25 protein-coding genes are annotated in these 20,723 nt (G+C 71.6%); 8 read left to right on the top strand and 17 right to left on the bottom strand.

Annotation, left to right across the window (positions count from 1 at the left end; genetic code table 11):
• Nucleotides 1–19 precede the first annotated feature (19 nt).
• Nucleotides 20–910, top strand: a complete 891-nt coding sequence (locus ACQP1P_RS05460) for an alpha/beta hydrolase family protein (protein ID WP_433083700.1) — start codon at nt 20–22, stop codon at nt 908–910.
• An 82-nt stretch (nt 911–992) separates the two neighbouring features.
• On the opposite strand, the gene ACQP1P_RS05455 is transcribed toward ACQP1P_RS05460, so the two are convergent.
• The 3 genes from ACQP1P_RS05455 to ACQP1P_RS05445 all read right to left on the bottom strand — a co-directional run bounded on the left by ACQP1P_RS05455 (nt 993) and on the right by ACQP1P_RS05445 (nt 3,573).
• Nucleotides 993–1,937 carry a zinc-binding dehydrogenase gene (locus ACQP1P_RS05455; protein WP_433083698.1) on the bottom strand — a complete coding sequence of 315 codons (945 nt, stop codon included), beginning with the start codon at nt 1,935–1,937 and terminating at the stop codon, nt 993–995.
• 20 nt (nt 1,938–1,957) lie between these two features.
• Entirely contained in the window at nt 1,958–3,139 is a 1,182-nt protein-coding gene (locus tag ACQP1P_RS05450) for an NAD(P)-dependent malic enzyme (RefSeq protein WP_433083696.1), read from the bottom strand.
• Between the two features lie 119 nt (nt 3,140–3,258).
• The gene (locus ACQP1P_RS05445) at nt 3,259–3,573 is read right to left on the bottom strand and encodes a S24/S26 family peptidase (protein ID WP_433089854.1); all 315 of its coding nucleotides are present in this window, start codon (nt 3,571–3,573) and stop codon (nt 3,259–3,261) included.
• Between the two features lie 69 nt (nt 3,574–3,642).
• On the opposite strand from ACQP1P_RS05445, the gene sodN reads away from it, so the two are divergent.
• The 3 genes from sodN to ACQP1P_RS05430 all read left to right on the top strand — a co-directional run bounded on the left by sodN (nt 3,643) and on the right by ACQP1P_RS05430 (nt 5,090).
• The gene (gene sodN, locus ACQP1P_RS05440; protein ID WP_350611615.1) at nt 3,643–4,047 is read left to right on the top strand and encodes a superoxide dismutase, Ni; all 405 of its coding nucleotides are present in this window, start codon (nt 3,643–3,645) and stop codon (nt 4,045–4,047) included.
• A gap of 83 nt (nt 4,048–4,130) precedes the next feature.
• Nucleotides 4,131–4,616, top strand: coding sequence for an N-acetyltransferase family protein (locus ACQP1P_RS05435; RefSeq protein ID WP_433083694.1), 486 nt, complete (start codon nt 4,131–4,133; stop codon nt 4,614–4,616).
• Nucleotides 4,617–4,655: 39 nt separating this feature from the next.
• The gene (locus tag ACQP1P_RS05430; RefSeq protein WP_433083692.1) at nt 4,656–5,090 is read left to right on the top strand and encodes an ATP-binding protein; all 435 of its coding nucleotides are present in this window, start codon (nt 4,656–4,658) and stop codon (nt 5,088–5,090) included.
• Between the two features lie 62 nt (nt 5,091–5,152).
• Here the strand turns inward: ACQP1P_RS05430 and ACQP1P_RS05425 are convergent, their stop codons facing one another.
• Nucleotides 5,153–5,848 (bottom strand): FadR/GntR family transcriptional regulator, encoded by a 696-nt coding sequence (locus tag ACQP1P_RS05425; RefSeq protein ID WP_433083690.1) that lies wholly within the window; start codon nt 5,846–5,848, stop codon nt 5,153–5,155.
• Nucleotides 5,849–5,986: 138 nt separating this feature from the next.
• Complete coding sequence (locus tag ACQP1P_RS05420) at nt 5,987–6,406, bottom strand: hypothetical protein (RefSeq protein WP_433083688.1); 420 nt, start codon at nt 6,404–6,406, stop codon at nt 5,987–5,989.
• 53 nt (nt 6,407–6,459) lie between these two features.
• On the opposite strand from ACQP1P_RS05420, the gene ACQP1P_RS05415 reads away from it, so the two are divergent.
• A complete protein-coding gene (locus ACQP1P_RS05415; RefSeq protein WP_433083686.1) occupies nt 6,460–7,398 on the top strand; it encodes a diacylglycerol/lipid kinase family protein in 939 nt (312 codons plus the stop codon).
• Nucleotides 7,399–7,778: 380 nt separating this feature from the next.
• Complete coding sequence (locus tag ACQP1P_RS05410; RefSeq protein WP_190257048.1) at nt 7,779–8,036, top strand: WhiB family transcriptional regulator; 258 nt, start codon at nt 7,779–7,781, stop codon at nt 8,034–8,036.
• A gap of 63 nt (nt 8,037–8,099) precedes the next feature.
• Here the strand turns inward: ACQP1P_RS05410 and ACQP1P_RS05405 are convergent, their stop codons facing one another.
• The 6 genes from ACQP1P_RS05405 to ACQP1P_RS05380 form a co-directional block, all read right to left on the bottom strand.
• Nucleotides 8,100–8,366: a zf-TFIIB domain-containing protein gene (locus ACQP1P_RS05405; RefSeq protein ID WP_433083684.1), complete on the bottom strand. Its 267-nt coding sequence runs from the start codon at nt 8,364–8,366 to the stop codon at nt 8,100–8,102.
• A gap of 77 nt (nt 8,367–8,443) precedes the next feature.
• Nucleotides 8,444–9,184, bottom strand: coding sequence for a sirohydrochlorin chelatase (locus ACQP1P_RS05400; protein WP_433083682.1), 741 nt, complete (start codon nt 9,182–9,184; stop codon nt 8,444–8,446).
• Complete coding sequence (locus ACQP1P_RS05395) at nt 9,181–9,897, bottom strand: phosphoadenylyl-sulfate reductase (RefSeq protein ID WP_433083680.1); 717 nt, start codon at nt 9,895–9,897, stop codon at nt 9,181–9,183. The genes ACQP1P_RS05400 and ACQP1P_RS05395 overlap by 4 nt, the downstream gene beginning before the upstream one ends.
• The gene (locus tag ACQP1P_RS05390; RefSeq protein ID WP_350611623.1) at nt 9,894–10,055 is read right to left on the bottom strand and encodes a hypothetical protein; all 162 of its coding nucleotides are present in this window, start codon (nt 10,053–10,055) and stop codon (nt 9,894–9,896) included. The genes ACQP1P_RS05395 and ACQP1P_RS05390 overlap by 4 nt, the downstream gene beginning before the upstream one ends.
• Nucleotides 10,052–11,740 (bottom strand): nitrite/sulfite reductase, encoded by a 1,689-nt coding sequence (locus ACQP1P_RS05385; protein ID WP_433083678.1) that lies wholly within the window; start codon nt 11,738–11,740, stop codon nt 10,052–10,054. Before ACQP1P_RS05385 ends, ACQP1P_RS05390 begins: the two co-directional genes overlap by 4 nt.
• 391 nt (nt 11,741–12,131) lie before the next feature.
• Nucleotides 12,132–13,628 (bottom strand): sensor histidine kinase, encoded by a 1,497-nt coding sequence (locus ACQP1P_RS05380; protein ID WP_433083676.1) that lies wholly within the window; start codon nt 13,626–13,628, stop codon nt 12,132–12,134.
• Nucleotides 13,629–13,650: 22 nt separating this feature from the next.
• On the opposite strand from ACQP1P_RS05380, the gene ACQP1P_RS05375 reads away from it, so the two are divergent.
• The gene (locus ACQP1P_RS05375) at nt 13,651–14,100 is read left to right on the top strand and encodes a hypothetical protein (RefSeq protein WP_433083674.1); all 450 of its coding nucleotides are present in this window, start codon (nt 13,651–13,653) and stop codon (nt 14,098–14,100) included.
• 91 nt (nt 14,101–14,191) lie between these two features.
• On the opposite strand, the gene ACQP1P_RS05370 is transcribed toward ACQP1P_RS05375, so the two are convergent.
• Together ACQP1P_RS05370 and ACQP1P_RS05365 are read right to left on the bottom strand one after the other, a co-directional pair.
• Nucleotides 14,192–15,220 (bottom strand): SIS domain-containing protein, encoded by a 1,029-nt coding sequence (locus ACQP1P_RS05370; protein WP_433089852.1) that lies wholly within the window; start codon nt 15,218–15,220, stop codon nt 14,192–14,194.
• Nucleotides 15,221–15,342: 122 nt separating this feature from the next.
• The gene (locus ACQP1P_RS05365) at nt 15,343–16,884 is read right to left on the bottom strand and encodes an MDR family MFS transporter (RefSeq protein WP_433083672.1); all 1,542 of its coding nucleotides are present in this window, start codon (nt 16,882–16,884) and stop codon (nt 15,343–15,345) included.
• Nucleotides 16,885–16,983: 99 nt separating this feature from the next.
• Between ACQP1P_RS05365 and ACQP1P_RS05360 the strand changes: the two genes are divergently transcribed.
• Nucleotides 16,984–17,691 (top strand): TetR/AcrR family transcriptional regulator, encoded by a 708-nt coding sequence (locus tag ACQP1P_RS05360; RefSeq protein ID WP_433083670.1) that lies wholly within the window; start codon nt 16,984–16,986, stop codon nt 17,689–17,691.
• 643 nt (nt 17,692–18,334) lie between these two features.
• On the opposite strand, the gene ACQP1P_RS05355 is transcribed toward ACQP1P_RS05360, so the two are convergent.
• From ACQP1P_RS05355 to ACQP1P_RS05340, 4 genes are all read right to left on the bottom strand, one after another.
• Nucleotides 18,335–18,850, bottom strand: a complete 516-nt coding sequence (locus ACQP1P_RS05355; RefSeq protein ID WP_433083668.1) for a GNAT family N-acetyltransferase — start codon at nt 18,848–18,850, stop codon at nt 18,335–18,337.
• A 53-nt stretch (nt 18,851–18,903) separates the two neighbouring features.
• Nucleotides 18,904–19,119, bottom strand: coding sequence for a biotin/lipoyl-binding carrier protein (locus ACQP1P_RS05350; RefSeq protein WP_433083666.1), 216 nt, complete (start codon nt 19,117–19,119; stop codon nt 18,904–18,906).
• Between the two features lie 351 nt (nt 19,120–19,470).
• Complete coding sequence (gene rsrA / locus ACQP1P_RS05345) at nt 19,471–19,755, bottom strand: mycothiol system anti-sigma-R factor (protein ID WP_433083664.1); 285 nt, start codon at nt 19,753–19,755, stop codon at nt 19,471–19,473.
• A gap of 5 nt (nt 19,756–19,760) precedes the next feature.
• Nucleotides 19,761–20,378 (bottom strand): sigma-70 family RNA polymerase sigma factor, encoded by a 618-nt coding sequence (locus tag ACQP1P_RS05340; protein WP_433083662.1) that lies wholly within the window; start codon nt 20,376–20,378, stop codon nt 19,761–19,763.
• Nucleotides 20,379–20,723 lie beyond the last annotated feature (345 nt).

Here is a 20,723-nt window from a genome sequence, read left to right as displayed (position 1 = left end):
CGCTCGTACCGTTGGTGCCATGCGCCGACTCGCCGCCGCCGTATGCCTGCTCGCCCTGCTCAGCGGCTGTTCGACGGCCCCGGCGCCGGCGCGCCGGGTGGCCGCCTCGCCCTCGGTCGCGCCCACCGTCGCGGGCGGGCTGGCCCCGGTACAGCTGCCGCCGTCCCTGACGCTGCCGCCGCCGGGGCTCTCCGTGTCGTCGCAGCAGGTGACGTACACCCGCGAGAGCCGCGTCCTGCGCACCGTCGTCTGGACGCCGGACCGGCCCGGGCGCTACCCCGCCGTCCTGTTCAGCCACGGCCTCAACGGCACCCCCGAGGAGTTCGCGCCGCTGCTGCAGAGCTGGGCGGCGGCCGGGTTCGTGGTCATCGCCCCCGCCTACCCGAACACGACCCGGGGCGCGGCGAACTTCGACATGTACGACGTGCTGAACCAACCGGCCGACGCGAGCTTCGTGCTCGGGCAGGCGCTCGCGGGCCCGCTGGGCAAGCGCATCGACGCCGGGCGCCTGGCCGCCGCGGGCCACTCGGCGGGCGCGATCACGACGGTCGGGCTGTTCACGTCCGGGCGCGACAAACGCCTGCGCGCGGGGGTGGTGCTGGCCGGCAGCGGCCTGGGGGTCGGCACCGAGTTCCAGGGCACGCCGGCGGCCCTCTTCTTCGTCCACGGCGACGCTGACCCGCTGGTGACCTACGACAGCGGCAAGGCGACGTACGACCTGGTCCCGTGGGCGAAGGCGATGCTGACCATCCCGGGCGGCAACCACAACGACCCGTACCTGCGCCCGTCCTCGCCGTCGTACCCGACGGTCGCGAAGAGCACGCTGGAGTTCCTGCGGCTGGAGCTGTACGGCGATGCCGCGGCCCGCTCCTCGCTGGCGCCCACCGCCGAGCTGGACTCGCACCTCTGAGCCGCGCCCCGGGGCACCGCGCCGCGCGACACGCCGCGGCGCCCCGGCCGACGAGGGGCCGGGGCGCCGCGGGCCGCGCGTTTCAGCTGGTGTGGTCCAGCACGACCTTGCCGAAGACGTCACCCGAGTGCAGCAGCTCGAACGCCTTGCGCGCCTCCGAGAACGGCACCACCGAGTCGATCACCGGACGGATGCCGGTGCGCGCGAGCAGGGCCATGAGGTCGGCCAGCTCCTCGGGCGTGCCCATGCTCGTGCCGAGGATCTCCAGCTGCAGCGCGAACATCCGGCGCAGGTTCACCTGCGGCAGGTGACCGCTCGTCGCGCCGGAGACGACGATCCGCCCGCCCGTCTTCGCGCACTTCATCGAGTGCTCGAAGGTGGCCTCGCCCACCGTCTCCACCACGACGTCGACGCGCTCGGGGAGGCGGCCGCCCGGCTCCACGGCCGTCGCGCCCAGAGCCGCGATGCGCTCGCGCTTGGCGGCGTCGCGGCTGGTGGCGTACACCCGCGCCCCGAGGGCCGTCCCGATCAGCACCGCGGCCGTGGCCACGCCGCCGCCCGCGCCCTGCACGAGCACCGCCCCGCCGGGCTCGAGGCGGCCCTTGGTGGTGAGCATGCGGTACGCCGTGAGCCAGGCCGTCGGCAGGCACGCGGCCTCGGCGAAGGTGAGCTCGGCGGGCTTGGGCACCAGGTTGTACGCCGGGACGGTGACCTTCTCCGCGACCGTGCCCGGGTAGTACTCCGAGAGGATCGTGAAGTCACCCTTCTCGTTGTAGACAACCGGGTAGACGACGACCTCGGCCCCGTCCGGGCCGATGCCCGCGGCGTCGCAGCCGAGGGTCATCGGCAACTGCTCCTCGCGCAGCCCGACGCCGCGCAGGGACCACAGGTCGTGGTGGTTGAGCGCGCTGGCGCGCACGTCCACCACGGCCCAGCCGTCCCTGGGCGCCGGCTCGGGAGCGTCGCCGATCTCGAGCACGGCGAGCGGGTCGGCATCGTTGAACGCGGTTGCGAAAGCGGCACGCATACCCAGGACCTTAACCCTCGTTAACGGGTGACGCCGTCGTGGCGGGCCGCCTCGGCCACCGCGGCCGCGACCGCCGGGGCCACCCGCGGGTCCAGGGCGCTCGGCACGATCGTGTCGGGCGCGAGCTCCCCGGCGCCGAGCACGCCGGCGATCGCCTCGGCCGCGGCGATCTTCATGCCGTCGCTGATGCGGGTCGCCCCCGACTCCAGCGCCCCGCGGAAGATGCCCGGGAAGGCCAGCACGTTGTTGATCTGGTTCGGGAAGTCGCTGCGGCCGGTGGCCACGACGCTCGCGTACCGCGCCGCGATCTCCGGGTGCACCTCGGGCGTGGGGTTGGCCAGCGCGAAGATCGCGCCCTCCGGCGCCATGCCCGCCAGCGCCGCCTCGCCGATCGTGCCGCCGGAGACGCCGATGAGCACGTCGGCCCCGCGCAGCGCGGAGGCGATGTCGCCGGTCACGCCGCCGGCGTTGGTCTCCGCGGCGAGCGCGGCCTTGACCGGGTTGAGGTCGGCGCGGCCCGTGTGCAGGCAGCCGCGCGAGTCCAGCACGACGATCTCGCCCGGGTCCGCGCCGCCGCTGATGAGCATGCGGGTCACCGCGACGCCGGCCGCGCCCGCGCCGCTGACCACGATGCGCAGGTCGCCGAGGCCGCGCCCGAGCACCTTGCAGGCGTTGCGCAGGGCGGCGAGCACCACGATCGCGGTGCCGTGCTGGTCGTCGTGGAAGACCGGGATCGGCAGCGCGTCCTCCAGCCGCCGCTCGATGTCGAAGCAGCGCGGCGCCGAGATGTCCTCGAGGTTGATGCCGCCGAAGGACGGCGCCAGCGCGGTCACGATCCGCACGATCTCGTCCGGGTCCTGGGTGTCGAGGCAGATCGGCACCGCGTCCACGCCGCCGAACTGCTTGAACAGCACGGCCTTGCCCTCCATCACCGGCATCGCCGCGCGCGGGCCGATGTTGCCCAGGCCGAGCACCGCGGAGCCGTCGGTCACGACGGCGACGGCCTTGCCGACCCAGGTGAGCCGGTGGACGAGCGACTCGTCCGCGGCGATGGCCTCGCAGACGCGGGCGACGCCGGGGGTGTACGCCAGGGAGAGGTCCTCGCGGGTGGACAGCGGGACCGTCGACTGCACCGCGAGCTTTCCGCCGGCGTGCAGGTCGAAGACGGGGTCAGACACGGAATCGGACACGGAATCGGACACGGATGTAAGCACCGGGGGCTCCTTTGCCACGGCTTGTGATACAGGAAGAACGCGCGGCGCGGGTGAAAGCGCGAAAGCATGTGCGAATGCGGCCGGGGGTCGCCCGTATCCGCCTCACCTTAGCGTGGGACGCGGCGCAGGCGCACCGGTTGTGGCCACCAGCGAAATGTCACACGACCGACGATGTCCGCGCGGCCGTAACGCGCCGAATCATCACTGGCGAAGGGGTTGTCGCCTACCACCCACCACCCGTCGGCGTCGGCCCGTTCCACGCGCTTGACGACCAGCAGTCCGGGCCGGGCGCGAAACCGCGCGACCACCACGTCACCGGGGCGCGCCGATGTCCCGCGCCGCACCAGAATCCGGTCTCCCGAGCGCAGCGTCGGCACCATGGACGGGCCCGAGACGAGTGCCGCAAACCACGGCAGGCGCATGAAATCCCCGAAGATGGATAGGAGTAGGGTCAGCACTGAGGATCATCGCAAATCACCCTGGAGGGTTCGATGCGACTGTCGCGGCTTTTCACCCCGCGCACCGTGGTGAGCGCCCACTGCGACCTGCCGTGTGGTGTCTACGACCCGGCGCAGGCCCGAATCGAGGCCGAGTCCGTCAAGGCAATCTGTGAGAAATACCAGGCGAACGACAACGCGGAGTTTCGCACTCGCGCCCTGCTGATCAAGGAGCAGCGCAGCGAGCTGGTCAAGCACCACCTGTGGGTGCTGTGGACCGACTACTTCAAGCCGCCGCACTTCGAGAAGTACCCGCAGCTGCACGGCCTGTTCAACGAGGCCACGAAGCTCGCGGGCGCGTCCGGCGCCAAGGGCTCGGCCGACCCGGCGGTCGCCGAGCAGCTCCTGGGCAAGATCGACGAGATCGCGAAGATCTTCTGGGAGACCAAGCAGGCCTGAACCGGCCTGTGGAGTCTGCGTCATCGAACCTCCCCCATCCCGCACCCGCGGGGTGGGGGTCGTGCTTTTCAGGGAGTAGCAGCATGATCCGCCCCGCCACCCCGGACGACGTCCCCGCGCTCGTGAAGATGGTCTACGAGCTCGCCGAGTTCGAACGGGCCCGCGACGAGTGCCACCTCACCGAGGCCCAGCTGCACGCGGCGCTCTTCGGCCCCTCCCCCGCCGTGTTCTGTCACGTGGCCGAGGACGGGGGCGAGGTGCTCGGCATGGCGCTGTGGTTCCTCACGTACTCGACGTGGGAGGGCGTGCACGGCGTCTACCTCGAGGACCTCTACGTGCGCCCGGGCGCGCGCGGCACCGGTGCGGGCAAGGCCCTCGTCGCCGCGCTCGCCGCGGTGTGCGTCGCGCACGGGTACCGCCGCCTGGAGTGGGCCGTGCTGGACTGGAATCCGGCGCGCGAGTTCTACGACAGGCTCGGGGCGGGGCCGAAGCACGATTGGGTGCCGTACCGCCTCTGCGGCGCGCCGCTGGAAGCACTCGCCGCGTCGTCGGGTGCGCCGACGTCGTAGAGTCGCGGGCAGGCCATGGTGAAGGGGGGTTCGATAGCGTTGACTCAGGTCGCTCCGAAGAGGTCCGGCGCCGACGGCGACGACGTGGTGCTGCTGGCCGTGCCGGCGTCGCCCGCCTACCTCGGCGTGCTGCGCACCGCGACGGCCGGCCTGGCCGCGCGCCTGCAGTTCACCCTGGACGAGATCGAGGACCTGCGCATCGCGGTCGACGAGGCCTGCGCGATGCTGCTCGCCGTGGCCGCGGACACCCCCCAACTGGGTGACACGGTGGAACTCTCCTGCCGGTTCACCGTCACGCCCGACGCCCTGACGGTCTACACGACCGTGCCGCTGGGCTCGCCGGACGAGCGGCTGCCGGGCGGGGAGTCGTTCGCGTGGCAGGTGCTCAGCGCCCTGGCCGACGAGGTGTCGGCGAGCGTCGACGCGCACCAGGCCGGCATCCGGCTGACCAAGCGCCGGCCGTCGCGGGGCTGAGCTCGCACGCCGGCTCTGACGGCGGCTCGGACGGCGGTTCGGACGGCGGCTCTGACGGCGGCTCAGACGACGACCGGCACGCGTTCGGCCGGGCGGATGTTGTCGATGTGCGCGCGGGCCAGCTCCATCGCCCGGGCCACGTCCTGCGCCTCGATCGCGCCGAGCAGGTCCCGGTGGTCGCGGTCCACCGTCCGCCAGAACGGCTGCGGCGACACCCGGCTCACCGCCTCGCGGTTGGCCACGCTGTAGAGCGGGCGCACCACGAGGGCGAGCAGCGAGTTGCCGGTGGCCGCCGCGACCGCCAGGTGGAAGGCCGCGTGCGCCTCGATGCGCCGCTGCAGGTCGTCGCGCTCCGGGTCGAACATCGCGGCCTCGAGCTCCTCGAGGTGCCGCGGCTCGCGACGGGCGGCGGCCAGGCCCGCGGCCGGCACCTCGAGCATGCGGCGCACCTCGAGGAAGTCCTCGCCGGTCACCGCGCCGCTGGTCAGCAGCAGGCCCACGCCGTCGGCGAGGGACGCGCCCAGGGCGAACGCGTCGGGCTCGGCGACGAAGCTGCCGCCGTTGACGCCCCGCGTGGTGACGATCAGGTGCTGGCTGCTCAGTAACCGCAGCGCCTCGCGCACCGTCGAGCGGCTCAGGCCCGACTGCTCGCACAGCTGCGGTTCGGTGGGGAGGCGCTCGCCGGGGCGCAGCTGGCCGGACACGATGTCGACGCGGATGCGCTCGGCGAGGACCTGGTAGGCGGGAGCGACCGTCACGACAACCGAGCGTAAAGCACCGAAACCGTTTACGGATCAGTCACTGTGAGATAACGGACTCGCGGTGCGACACGAATTTCTGTCCGAGCCGCGAACAGGTGCGCACAGCGAACGATGAGGAGCGTTATATCCGTCGATCTAACGAACACCGAGAGCGATGCGCGTCGAGGGCGCGAACAGCAGCACAGCCCCGGTCAGCCCGAGCACGAAGAGTGGTCCGCCGATCCACGGCTGGCCCGTCTGCAGCATCGTGAGACCGATCGGCATCTGCAGCATCGAGACCACGATGCCGGGGCCGCGGGCCCAGCGCCGGCGGCGGTGCAGGGCGAACCCGACACCGGCGAAGCACACGGTCATGAGGGCGAGATAGACGGTCACCGAGACGGCGCCGGGCACCGAGGCGGCGTCGGAGGTCAGGTCGAGATACACCAGCCACAGGGTCACGGCGGCCAGCCCGGCCCCCTCCACCAGCAGCAGCCGGACCGCCCAGCGCAGGGTCGCCGGGGTCCGGCCGGGAACCTCCTCGACCGCGCCCACCTGCACGTCCCTCCTGCTCACGACATCCTCACGGGCCAACCTTATCGCGCAGCGAACCGGGTACAGTGCCGCCCATGCGAGCCCTTCTGGTGGTCAACCCCAATGCGACGACCACCACCGAGCGCGGCCGGGACATCCTGGTGCGGGCGCTGCGCAGCCAGGTCGACCTGGACGTGGTCTACACGCGCCGCCGGGGGCACGCCGCCGACCTGGCCCGCGACGCCGCCCGGGACCGCCTGGACCTCGTGGTCACCCTCGGCGGCGACGGCACCGTCAACGAGGCCGTCAACGGCCTGATGACCTTCGACGCGGGGCCCGCCGCGAACCGCGCCCAGGAGCGCCCAGCCCTCGCGGTCGTGCCCGGCGGCTCCACGAACGTGTTCGCCCGGGCGCTCGGGCTGCCCAGCGACTGGGCGGAGGGCACCGGCGCGATCCTCGAGGCGCTGCGGGACCGGCGCGAACGGCTGATCGGGCTCGGCCGGGCCGACGACCGCTACTTCACCTTCTGCGCCGGTCTCGGCCTCGACGCCGAGGTCGTGCGCCGGGTCGACCAGGCGCGGCACAAGGGCTCGACGTCCACGCCGCTGCTCTACCTGCGCGCCTTCATGGCCCAGTACGCGGCCACCAATCGGCGCGTGCCGCTGCTCACCATGCAGTTGCCGGGCGAACCGGCCACAAGCGGGCTAACGTGGATGCTGGTGCAGAACACGGCACCGTGGACGTACATCGGCGAGCGGCCGGTCAACCCGAACCCGCGCGCCTCGTTCGACACGGGCCTGGATGTGCTCGGCCTTCGGGAGCTGCAGATCGCCGGCACCGCTCGGACGGTGTCGCAGCTGCTGTCCAGTCGCCGGACCCCGAAGGGCAAGCAGGTGCTGCGACTGCACGACCTGCCGGGGTTCACGCTGACCGCCGCCAAGCCGATCGCGTATCAGGTCGACGGTGAGTACCTCGGCGAGGTTGACAAACTGGATTTCGCGTCCGTCCCGGGTGCGTTACGCGTAGTGTGTTGAGTCACCCCGGGCGATCATCCACCGAAGGGGGAGAAAGTTGCAGAGAGTCGCGACAGAGACACCGCGGCCGCATCTCCGAAAGCCCTCCGGTCGTTGACCGAACCGTACTACATTGGTCACTGACTGTTGCGATCCAGGGTCACCAGTCGCCATAAAATCGGACAAACAGTGCGTGAGCTTGCTCACCGACTTGGATTTTTTTGGTTTGGACCCCTTGACATCGCGGTAGTTCGTGAAAGCATTCACAAGCGAAACGACCACTGAGCGTTGCCCGCACACATGCAACGGATCTTCAGGCTCCGCCTAGCCGAACCGTTACATGAGATGCATAACGGGAATCACCAACAACGATCCGCGAAAAAACAAGGAGTGTTGCCGCCATGTCGGACTGGCGCCACCATGCCCTCTGCCGCGACGAGGACCCGGAGCTGTTCTTCCCCATTGGGACCTCCGGCCCGGCGTTGCTGCAGGTTGAGCAGGCTAAGGCGGTCTGCCAGCGCTGCTCCGTGACCTCCGAGTGCCTCCAGTGGGCCCTCGACTCGGGTCAGGACGCCGGCGTCTGGGGCGGAATGAGCGAAGACGAGCGTCGCCTGATGAAGCGTCGCGGTGGCCTTCGGGTCCGCGCTCACTCTGCCTGAGCCTTTCCCACGCACGCATCTAGACAACAACGCCCCGGCCATTCGGCCGGGGCGTTGTTGCATCTAGTCGAACAGCTCGCCGAAGAAACTCTCACGGTGATGGCGCCGGTGCTTTTTGTGATGGCCGTAATGCCCATAGCCACCGTGCGATTGTGGATATGGTTGCTGATAGCCGTATGACGGCTGGTGAGTCGGCTGATGGGATTGCCGGCTGCCCTGCCAGGCCTGCTCGGCGTCGATCAGCCGCTCCAGCTCACCGCGGTCGAGGAAGATCCCGCGGCACTCCAGGCACTGGTCGACGGTGACACCGCTCCGCTCGAACTGGCGCATCTCGCCACGACACTTGGGGCACGTCATCATCCTGCAACGGTAACCGTCCAGCGCCACGTAACGGTGCCGCAGGGGCCTCAGGCGGCTCGTACGAGCGCGAAATCCCCGATCCGGGACATCACCAGACGGGCGACGTCGACGTGGGCGCACAGGGGCGCGGCGACCGGCTCCAGCGCGCCGGCGCCGACCGCCGAGCCGACCACGAGATCGTGCAGCCGGCCGGGGGCGAGGAAGTACGACGAGACGGCGATCCGCTCGCAGCCCTGGGCCCGCAGCGCGGCCACCGCGGCGGCGCCGGTGACGGTGGACGCCGAGGCGTAGCCCGGCACGCACGGCACGCCCAGCGACGCCCCCAGGGCCGCCGCGGCCCCGTCGACGCTGTGGCGGGCCAGGTCGTCGCGGGTGCCGGCGGCGGCGAGCACGACCCCGTCGAAGGGCACCGGGGGCAGCAGCCGGCGCAGCGCCGAGAGCAGCAGCGCGGGCGCGCCGGCGCCGAGCACGTCGGTCGTGGTGACGTCGAGGCCCAGACCCCCGGCCCGGGCCCGCTCCAGCACCGCGGGCAGGTCGAAGCGGCCGTGGAAGGCGTTGGTGAGCAGCAGCGGCACGACGACGACGGCGCGGTGCCCGAGCGCCTCGAACGCCGCCAGCTGCTCGCCGGGGCGCGGGCCGGCGTGGTCGAGGAACGCGCAGCGCACGTCCAGGCCGGGCCGCTGGGCCGCGACCGCCCGCGTCAGCGCGCGAGTGGCCGCGGCCGCGCGCGGATCCGAGGACCCGTGCGCGACCAGCAGGACGCCATCCGCAAGGCGACGGCCGGTCATCCGGACGTGTGCAGCCCGCACTCGGTCTTGTCGAACGCGGCCCACCGGCCGCTGCGCGGGTCGCCGCCCGGAGGCGTGCGGCGCGTGCACGGCCAGCAGCCCACCGAGGCGTACCCCTGCCGCATGAGCGCGTTCACCGGCACGTTGTAGCGCGAGATGTACTGGTCCACGTCCGCCTGCGTCCACAGCGCCAGCGGCGAGACCTTGAACTTGCCCCGGGCCCGCTCGAAGCCCACGATCGGCGTGTTGGCGCGGCTCGGCGACTCGTCGCGGCGCAGGCCCGCGGCCCAGGCGTCGTAGTCCTCCAGGGCCCGCTCCAGCGGCTCGACCTTGCGCAGGAAGCAGCACTCGTCGGGCTCGCGGGAGTACAGCCGCGGCCCGAACTCGGCGTCCTGCTCGGCGACCGTCTGACGGGGGCGGATCGAGCGGACCGTCACCGGCAGCGTGCGCTGGACGATCTCGCGCACCCGCAGCGTCTCGGCGAAGTGCAGACCGGTGTCGAGGAAGATGACCGGCACGCCGGGCACCACCTTCGACACCACGTGCGCGAGCACCGCGTCGGCGAAGGAGCTGGTCACGCAGAAGCGCTCGCCGAACTGGCCGGCGGCCCACTCCACGATCTTCTCGGCCGTCTGGCCCTCCAGCCGCGCCGACGCGGCCGCGGCCAGCTCGATGGATTCTTGTGCGGTTCGGGCAACGGTCGTGCTGCTCATCGCTTCGCCTCCAAAGCGTTCGCCGCCAGTCCCAGGAATTTCAGTGAGAAGACGCGGGCGCAGCTGCGGCATTCCCATGCGCCGTGCGCGTCCTCGTGGGGCCGAAGGTCCTCCTCGCCGCAGTACGGGCAGTGCAGCGGCGCCATCCGTTCGCTCACCGCAGCTCCTCCTCGGGAGCGCGCATCACCCAGCGGGCGAAGGACTCACCGGGCTCGCGCCCGGCCAGGTAGTGGTTGGCGACCCGCTCGACGTACTCGGGCAGGGCCGCGGCGGTGGTCTTCAGGCCGCGCAGCTTGCGGCCGAAGCCGGCCGTCTGCCCCTCGGCCATGCCCAGCCCGCCGCCGAGGTGGATCTGGAAGCCCTCGACCATCTCGCCGTTGTCGTCGCGCACGAGCATGCCCTTGAGGCCGATGTCGGCGACCTGGGTGCGCGCGCACGCGTTCGGGCAGCCGTTGAGGTGGATCGAGATGTCGGCGTCGAGGTCGGCGACGCGCTTCTCGAGGTACTCGATGAGCTCCGCCGCCCGCGCCTTGGTCTCCACGATCGCGAGCTTGCAGAACTCGATGCCGGTGCACGCCATCGTGCTGCGCCGCCAGCTCGACGGGCGGGCCTCGAGCCCCACCCCGGCCAGGCCCCGCACGAGCGACTCGGTGTGCTCCTGCTCGACGTCGAGGATCAGGATCTTCTGGTACGGCGTGAGCCGCACCCGAGCCGATCCGTGCCGCTCGGCGAGCTCGGCCACCGCGGCGAGCTGGGTGCCGGAGCTGCGCCCGGCGATCGGGGCGGCGCCGACGAAGTACTTGCCGTCCCACTGCTTGTGCACGCCGATGTGGTCCACCGGCTTCTCCGGCAGGTCGGGCGACGGGCCGTCGATCAGGCGCCGGCCGAGGTACTCGTTCTCGAGGATCTGCCGGAACTGGTCCACGCCCCAGTCCGCGACCAGGAACTTCAGCCGCGCGCGGCTGCGCAGGCGGCGGTAGCCGTAGTCACGGAAGACCCGGATGACGCCGTGCCACACGTCGGGCACCTCGTGCAGCGGCACCCAGGCGCCGAGGCGCTGGGCCAGCATCGGGTTGGTCGACAGCCCGCCGCCGACCCACACGTCGAAGCCGGGGCCGTGCTCGGGATGGATGACGCCCACGAACGAGACGTCGTTGGCCTCGTACGGCGTGTCGGCCAGCCACGAGATGGAGGTCTTGAACTTGCGGGGCAGGTTCGACAGCTCCGGGTCGCCGATGTACCGGGCGTTGATCTCGTTGATCGCCTCGGTCGGGTCGAGCACCTCGCTCTCCGCGACCCCGGCGATGGGGCTGCCAAGAATGACGCGGGGCGAGTCGCCGCAGGCCTCCAGGGTGGACAGGCCGACCGCCTCGAGCTCCCGCCAGATCGTCGGGACGTTCTCGATCTCGATCCAGTGCAGCTGGATGTTCTGCCGGTCGGTGACGTCGGCGGTGTCGCGGGCGAAGCGCTGGGCGATCGAGGCGATCGTCTTGAGCTGCTCGAGCGAGAGCTGCCCGCCGTCGCTGCGGATGCGCAGCATGAAGTAGCGGTCGTCGAGCTCCTCCGGCTCCAGCACGGCGGTGCGCCCGCCGTCGATGCCGGGGCGGCGCTGGGTGTAGAGCCCGAACCAGCGGAACCGTCCGCGCAGGTCCGCGGGGTCGATCGAGTCGAAGCCCGCGTGCGCGTAGATGTTCTCGATGCGGGCCCGCACGTTGAGCGGGTTGTCGTCCTTCTTGCTGCGCTCGTTCGGGTTGAGCGGCTCGCGGTGCCCCAGGGCCCACTGCCCCTCACCACGGGGACGACCACCGGCCGCACCACGTCCGCGGACAGTGTTCACCGACATGTCGGCGTCCTCTCAGGATTGAGAGCACGCGGCCAAGCGCCGGCCGTCCCCGATGGAAGCGGGAACGGATGACGTCGATGTCATAAGCATTCCGGCGCGAAGTCGCGCACCCGGGAAGAAATTCGGCGGGCGGCGTTCAGCAAGCCGGACAGATGGCGCTGCGCACGCGACCGTAGTCGACGTGTCGGCGGCTGACGAGCCGCAGAGAAGCAGCGTGCATAGGGTGCAGTCTTCCACGGAGAGCGGTCCTTACGCCACGTCCACGTGAGGGTTCTCTCAGTAGGATTTGACGAACATGTAACTGGAATAACACTCAGCCGATAGGAATTCGGGGACGCGAATCAGCGCCGGGTCCGGTCACGGCGCCGCCTCGTCCCACAGTCCGGTTGGTTTACCGCTTCGCCAGCGGTACCACCATCACCGCCTCGGTGCCGCCCTCCGCCCGCGCGCGCAGCTCGATCGTGCCGCGCAGCTCCCCCGTGGCGAGGGTGCGCACGATCTGCAGGCCCAGCCGCTCGCTGGCGTCGAGGTCGAAGCCCTCCGGCAGCCCGCACCCGTTGTCGGCCACGGTCACGTGCAGCTGCTTGCGGAAGCGGTGCACCGAGACGACCACCTCCGGCGCGTCCGGCCGCGCGGGCTCGAAGGCGTGCTCGACCGCGTTCTGCAGCAGCTCGTTGAGCACCATGACCAGCGGGGTCGCGATCTCGGCGGGCAGCACCCCGAAGTCGCCCTCGCGCCGGACCGCGACGTTGAACCCGGCCGCCCCCACCTCGACGGCGGCCGCCGCGACCCGGTCCACGATGCCGTCGAACTCGACCGCCTCGTCCGTGGACTCCGAGGACATCGAGAGCGTCTCGTGCACCAGGGCGATGGAGGCGACCCGCCGTACCGACTCCTCCAGCGCGTGGCGGGCCGCCGGAACGCCCACCCGGCGCGCCTGCAGCCGCAGCAGCGCGGCGACGGTCTGCAGGTTGTTCTTGACCCGGTGGTGGATCTCGCGGATCGTCGCGTCCTTGGTCATGAGCTGCCGGTCGCGCCGCCGGACCTCCGTGATGTCCCGCACGAGCACGAGCGCCCCGATGGGCACGCCGGCCGGCATGAGCGGCAGCGCGCGCATGAGCACGGTCGCGCCGCGGGCCTCGAGCTCCTTGCGGGCGGGGGCCTCCCCGTGCAGGGCCTGGTGGATGCGGTCGGTCGCGTCGGCGCCCTCGAGCGGGTCGTCGACGAGCCGGCCCGTGGTCTCGGCGAGGCTCTCGCCCACCAGGTGGGCGGCGAGTCCCAGCCGGCGGTACGCGGACTGCGCGTTCGGGCTGGCGTAGGTGACCTTGCCGGTGGCGTCGAGGCGCACCAGGCCGTCGCCGATGCGCGGCGCGCTCGTCGTCTCGCCCGGGTGCCGGGGCGGCGGCCAGCTGCCGTCGGCGATCATCTGGGCCAGGTCGTCGGCCGTGGTCAGGTAGTTGAGCTCCAGCTGCGCCGGGGTGCGGGCGGTGCTCAGGTTCGTGTCGCGGCCCAGCACCGCGATGACCTTGTCGCTGCCGCGCCGGCGGACCGGGATCGCCTCGTGGCGGGCGGGCATGTCGCCGTACCAGACCGGGTCGCCCTCGCGCCAGATGCGCCCCTGCTGGCGCACGATCGCCAGGTGCGCGACCTCGGGGCCGCCGGCGATCCGGCCCACCTGGTCGTCCTGGTAGGCCGTGCCCGCGGTGGTCGGGCGCACCTGGGCCACGCAGATGAACTCGCCCCGGACCTCGATCGGCACCCACATGAGCAGGTCGGCGAAGCTGAGGTCGGACACGATCTGCCAGTCGCCGGCCAGCCGGTGCAGGTGCTCGATGTCATCGGGTTCGAGGCTCGTGTGTTCCTCGACGAGGTCGCGCAGGGTGGACACGAGGACAGACTAAGGTTGCCGGGTGCGGCGTTTGGTACTTCCCCTGTTGTTGGCCCTCTGGCTGGGCGGATGCGGCTGGCTGAGCCGAGCCGACGAGACGTCCAAGCCCGATGGGTTCCTGTTGCACGGCTACGTCAGCGTGGCCGGGGCGGCCGCGGGAACGCCGGGCAGCGCATGCCTGGCGCCGTCGCCGGTGCGGGACGTGTACCAGGGCGGCACGGTGCGCATCGCGGACGCCTCCGGGCGCCCGATCGCCGCGGCGGAGCTGGCGGCCGGCGTGCTGGCGGCCGGCGGGGGCGGGTTCGACTGCAACTTCGCGTTCGAGCAGCGCAACGTGTCCAGCGGCCGGGCGACGTACCAGATCTCGGTTGGCAGCCGCCCGGCCATCTCGTTCGCGACCAAGGACCTCGCGGAGGGTCGCCCCGCCGTGATCCCTGTTCCGGCCGCTGCAGCGTCGCCGTCGCCTTCCTGAGGCGTTCGGGGTGCTCGCCGCGCCGCCGCGCCGCCGCGCCGCCGCGCCGGGGCTCGCGGGGTTTGCCCCAGCGTGAGCCCCTTGGCGGCCGCTACAGCGTCGTCGTCACCTTCTTGAGGCCGCGGGGAGCGTCCGGGTTCTCGCCGCGCAGCAGCGCCAGGCAGAGCGCGAGGCGCTGCAGCGGCAGGATGTCCAGCAGCGGCGCGTAGCGCTCGTCCACGTCCGGCGTGCGCACCCAGCCCGAGGCGCCCTCGACCGCGGCCGGCCCGAAGACGACGGTGTCCGCGCGGCGCTCGCCGAGCCGGCCGACGACGTCGCGCATCGACTGCCCCGCGGGGCCGTTGCCGACGACCGCGAGCACCGGCACGTCCGGGTCGGTCATCGCGAGCGGGCCGTGCAGCAGGTCGGCGCCGGAGAACGCCAGGCCGGCCAGGTAGCACGTCTCCATGAGCTTGAGCGCGGTCTCCCGGGCGGTCGGGTAGGCGTAGCCGCGGCCGGTCGTGACCAGGCGGCCGGCGAAGCGGTACCGCGCGGCGAGGTCGACCACGGTGTCGTCGGCCAGCACCGCCTGGGCGTGCCCGGGCAGCTTGGCGAGCTCGGCGCGCTCCTCGTCGGGCAGGGCGCCGCCGCCGCGGACGCTCTCGATGAGCATGAGCAGGGCCAGCAGCTCCGCCGTGTACGTCTTCGTGGCCGCCACCGCCACCTCGTGCCCGGCCGCCACGTCGACGTGCAGCTCGGCCGCCCGGGCCAGCGGGGACTCGGCGTTGTTGGTCACGGCGAGCGTGTGCGCGCCCTGCTCGCGGGCGACGCTGAGCACGCCGTGCAGGTCGGGCGAGCCGCCGCTCTGGCTGACCCCGACGACGAGCGTGTCGCGCAGGTCGGGGCGGGCGCCGTACAGCGTCATCGCCGACGGGCTGGCGAGCCCGGCCGGGATGCCGAGCCGGATCTCGGTGAGGTAGGCGGCGTAGAGGGCCGCGTGGTCGGACGTGCCGCGCGCGGTGAACACGACGCTGCGCGGCTTCCACTCCGCGATCTTCGCGGCGACCTCGGCGATCTGGCCGGCGCGCTCGTCGAGCAGGCGAGCGAACACCTCCGGCTGTTCGGCGATGTCGGCCTTCATCCCGGCGCCGGTCATGACGGTCCTCCCAATGAGCGATCGATGCGCGTTGCTGCTCATATTCTGGCAGTTTCGCGCACCGATCGCTAGTTTTGGGAGCAACTTCGCGCATTGCGTGCGCGAAACTAGCCCTCTTGCGCAACCAGTGTGCGCTCGGACTCCTCGGCGGCCCCGCCGCGCAGGGCGACCTCGCGGATGAACAGCGCGATCACCGGCACGAGCACCGCGGCCACGGTCGACCACAGGAACACGCTCGAGGTCGCGCCCGCGATCGCGTCGACGACCGCCGTGCGCACCCCCGGCGGCAGCTGCGCGAGGGTGACCGGGTCGATCCGCGCGCCCCCGCCGCCGCTGGCCATCTTGTCCGCGGCCGCCGAGCCGAGCCGCTCGCCGAGCAGCGCGTGCAGCCGGTGGTTGAAGATCGCGCCGAAGACGGCCACGCCGAACGCTCCCCCGATGGACCGGGCGAACGTGGCGGTGCTGCTGGCCACCCCGATGTCCTTGAGCTCCACGCTGTTCTGCGCGATGAGCATCGTGGTCTGCATCAGGAAGCCCAGCGCGATGCCGAGCACGGTCATGTACAGGCCCGAGGTGAGCTTCGAGGTGTGCGGGCCGAGCTGGGCCAGCAGCAGCATCGCGGCGACCATGACCACGCCGCCGGCGATCGGGAAGATCCGGTACCGCCCGGTCTTCGTGATCACGCGGCCGACCACCAGCGAGATCACCAGCATGCCGGCCATCATCGGCAGCAGGAGCAGGCCCGAGTTCGTCGCCGAGGCGCCCTGGACGATCTGCTGGTACAGCGGCAGGAAGGTGATGGCCCCGAACATCGCGAAGCCGACGAGGAACCCGAGCACCGCGACCAGGGTGAAGTTGCGGTTCGCGAACACCGACAGCGGCACGATCGGCTCCGGGTGCCGGCGCTCGACGAGCACGAACGCGACGAGCCCGAGCACCGCCACGATCGCGAGGCCGCGGATCTCGGCCGAGCCCCAGGCGTACTGCGTGCCGCCCCACGTGGTGATGAGCACGAGCGCGGTCACGCCGATGGACAGCAGCAGCGCGCCCAGCCAGTCGATGCGGTGCTCGGTGCGGCGCTTCGGCAGGTGCAGCCGCAGCGCGAGCAGGACGAGCGCGGCCCCGCCCAGCGGCAGGTTGACGAAGAACGCCCAGCGCCAGTCGGCGTGGTCGGTGATGAAGCCCCCGACGAGCGGCCCGCCGACCATCGCGATCGCCATGACGGCGGCGAACTGGCCCTGGTACTTGCCGCGGTCGCGGGGCGGCACCAGGTCGCCCAGCACCGACATCGCCCCGACCATCAGGCCGCCGGCGCCGAGCCCCTGGAACGCGCGGAAGCCGATGAGCTCGGGCATGCTCTGGGCGAAGCCGCACAGGGCCGAGCCGAGCAGGAACAGCACGATCGAGGTCATGAAGACGGTCTTGCGGCCGTAGAGGTCGCCGAGCTTGCCCCAGAGCGGGGTGGAGACCGTGGTGCCCAGGACGTATGCGGTGACCACCCAGGAGAGGTGGTCGACGCCGCCGAGGTCGCCGACGATGCGCGGCATGGCGGTGCCCACGATCACGTTGTCGAGCATGGCCAGCAGCATGGCCATGAGCAGGCCGGGAAGGACGACCTTCACCGGGCTCTGCGCCGTCTTGTCTGCCATTGTCGATTGCTCCCCGAACTTACTTGTCGACCGGCTAGGTAACTTACTAGCCGTACGGTAAGCTGGGTACTAGCCGGGCGTCAAGTAGGATTGGTGGCGATGAACTCCAGCGAGCACGAGACCGCCGCGCGGGTCGTCCGCGGGCGCAATCGCATCCGCACGAGCGACGCCGACGGAGCTTCGGACACGCGCGCCCACATCCAGCGGGTGGCGCTCGACCTGTTCATCGAGGAGGGATACGACAAGACGTCGCTGCGCGAGATCGCCGAGAAGCTGGGCGTGACGAAGGCGGCGCTGTATTACCACTTCCCGACGAAGGACGACATCGTCTCGAGCCTGATCGAGCAGCGGATCGCGGCGGTGGACGACCTGCTCGACTGGGCGGAGTCCCAGCCGCGCGACTCGGCTACGCGGCTCGGGTTCATCGAGCGGTATTCGGTCCTGCACGACGGGTTCGCGCACGAAAACGTGATCCGCTTCTTCGAGCGCAACCAGACGCTGATCAACACGCTGCCGGCGGGCAAGCGCATGCGCGAGCAGATGCTGCGCGTGTTCGCCCTGCTGACGGACCCTTCGGATTCGCTGGGTCAGCAGCTGCGGCGGGCGATGGCCCTGTTCTCGATCCACGCGAGCTGGTTCCTGCTGCGGGAACGGCCCGGGACGGCGGAGGAGCGGCGGGCCGCGGCCCTGGAGGTGGCGTCGGAGCTCCTGGCCGCCGCCGACCGCGCCTCGCCTTCCGACTCGGACGTTTCGCCCGAAACGCCGGCCCCCGAGTCGCGCACCGCTCCCGAGGCACCCACCGCCTGAGGCTCGCCGCGGAAGCCGGCTCGGCCGGTTGTTCACGAGCCGGCGGGCCGCGTCCGGCTGGCTGCTGCAACGGGCGGACAGGCCCTGGCGGTCAGGGCCGGGCAGGGGCCTCGCGGTCAGGGCCGCGCAGGGGCCTCGCGGTCAGGGCCGCGCAGGGGCCTCGCGGTCAGGGCCGCGCAGGGGCCTCGCGGTCAGGGCCGCGCAGGGGCCTCGCGGTCAGGGCCGCGCAGGGGCCTCGCGGTCAGGGCCGCGCAGGGCCCGGCGGTCGGGGCCGGGCGAACTCCACGGCGCTCGTGCGGTGCAGCGACGGCGCGACTTCGGCCGGGCCGCGCACGGGGCAACGCGGGTCTCGCCTTGCCCACAACCTCGCGAGATCCTGGCCAGGATTGCCGCGAATCCGACCAATCCGGCCAATCCGCTTATAACGCGCTTTGTCGCCATAAAGCGCGCCAACCGGCGCCAACTCGGGCCAACCACGCAGGATCGACGATTGCCGCGGGCCCGCAACGCGTGCGCGCCACCATACCCTCGATCGCCCGCGCCCCGATCCGCACGCGCGCCGACCGACCGACCGCCAGTGACCGTGCGCGACCCTACGGACCCGCCGGCGGCGGGCTGGCGGGCGGCCCCGGCCGACCAGCGGCTATTTCGCCAGAGCCGGCAGCCCGATCCACAGCCCGAGCAGGTTGACCCCCGGCACCGGCGACCAGTCCCGCGAGGCATCCCGCACGAAGCCGAACCCCTCGTACAGCGCGAACGCCCCCGGATTGTCGTCCCGCACGCAGATCGCCACCCCGCCGCACCCGAGCCCGGAGGCGCGATCGAGGCACGCCCGCACCAGCGCCCGGGCCACCCCGCGGCGCTGTGCGGCCGGGTCCACGGCGAGCATGCGGAACTCGGCCTCGCCGGGCCGTGAAACCTCCGCGTACTCCCCGCCGGCCACCGTGAACGTCACCGCGCCCAGCGCCACCCCGTCGATCTCCGCCACGAGCACGTCCGCGGCCTCGGCGCGGCCCGCGACGTCGGCGAGCGCCGCCGCGTAGTCGGGCGACGCCTCCAGCTGCCCGTCGGCCCGGTAGGCCTCGACGGTCAGCCGCGCCACGGCGTCGTAGTCGTCCAGCGTGATGAGCCGTACGCGAACGGCACCGGCGTCGGGCATGGGCGCAACGCCCGTGGCCGACGGGCCGCTCGTGACCGGTGAGGCCGGTGAGGTCACCCGATCACGGCGATCAGGTCGCCCTCCTGCACCACGTCGCCCTCGTTCACGGCGATCTGGCTCACGGTGCCGTCGGACTCGGCCACCACGGGGATCTCCATCTTCATCGACTCCAGGATCACCAGGGTGTCGCCCTCGGCCACCTCGGCGCCCACCTGGGTCGTGACCTTCCAGACGTTGGCGACCATCTCGGCACGGATCTCGTCGGACATCCCCGGTCTCCCTCGCGGCTGCATTGTGTGCGCTCGCAGCATATCGGGGCATCACCCGCCGCGCGGCCCTACCGGCGCCGCCGCGGACCCCACCCATCGAGGCCCAGCGGCAGCTACCGAAGCAGAGGACCGGCGGCAGCCACCGAAGCAGAGGCCCGGCGGCAGCCACCGAAGCACATGCCAGCAGCAAGAGGAAAGCAACGAGGACGAACGCCCACGCAGAGCTCCAGGAAGCCAAGGCCCACTCAGGCGGTGCGCGGCCGATTCAAACCTAAGCCTACCCGACGCATCCAAATCTGACGATCAAGCTTCTACGCAAAGGTAGGAGCCGAACACAGAAAGCGACGAAGGCTAGTCGGTCCGCAGCTCGCGGGAGTCGGCGTTCACCACGAACTCCGAGAGCTTCGCGCGCAGGCGGGCCTTCAGCTCCGCCGGGGCCAGCTCCGAGCCGCAGCAGCGTGCCACCAGGGCCTTGACCTCCTGCTCGATGCCGAACTCGCGCAGGCAGGGCGAGCACTCGTCCAGGTGCTCGCGGATCACCGTGCGGCGCTCGTCGGCGCACTCGAGGTCGAGGTAGAGATACACCTCGGCGAGCACGTCACTGCAGTCGGTCTCGTGCGGGTCTCCACAGCTCATCGATCTCAGACCTCGCTCGGCTCAGCGGACGGAGTGCGGGTGAACCCACGGTCGGCAGCATAGGTCTCCAGCTGCCGGCGCAGGTTGCGCCGTCCGCGGTGCAACCGGGACATCACGGTGCCGATCGGCGTGTTCATGATGTCCGCGATCTCCTTGTAGGAGAAGCCCTCGACGTCGGCGAGGTAGACCGCCAGGCGGAACTCCTCGGGCAGCGACTGCAGGGCCTCCTTCACGTCGGAGTCGGGCAGCCGGTCCAGGGCCTCGGTCTCGGCCGAGCGCAGACCGCTGGACGTGTGCGACTCCGCCTCGGCGAGCTGCCAGTCGGTGATCTCCTCGGTGGGCGCCTGGACGGGCTGACGCTGCCGGCGCCGGTACGAGTTGATGTACGTATTCGTGAGAATCCGATACAGCCACGCCTTGAGGTTGGTGCCCGTCTCGAACTGGTGGAACGCCGCGTAGGCCTTCAGGAAGGTCTCCTGCACCAGGTCCTCGGCGTCCGACGGGTTGCGCGTCATGCGCAGGGCCGCGGCGTACAGCTGGTCGATGAAGGGCAGCGCGTCGTGCTCGAACCGGACCCGCTGCTGCTCCGCGCTCTCGCTGCTCACCACTCGTGCGACCCCCACCCTTGACCGTCCGGTCGAGGATACGCCGAGTTCCTGTGCGAGTTCTGTGTTTGTGGCGCCCGTCAATCGTTCACGGGCGATCGGCTGCCACGACGGGTCCGGCTCCGCGTCGGTCGTCCCGGGCCACGCCGGACTGAACAGCAACTCGCGGATCCGCAGGTCGTCACGCTCGAGTGTTGCCACGCTCTGGTTCCCTCCGCTGACGGCGCCGTCGGCAGCACCGCTCGGGTGGTGTAACACCGGAGCCCGGCCCGCCATTCCGCCTCACCCGCTCCAGCGGCCGGACCACTTTGGGACCGGGCCGGCCGCTGGGAGCGGGAAGGGCCTGGGAGTTGTGGCAGCGTG

This window comes from Dactylosporangium sp. CA-052675 (assembly GCF_050947935.1).
In the GTDB taxonomy this organism is placed as follows: domain Bacteria; phylum Actinomycetota; class Actinomycetes; order Mycobacteriales; family Micromonosporaceae; genus Dactylosporangium.
This window is presented reverse-complemented; position numbering and strand designations above follow the sequence as displayed.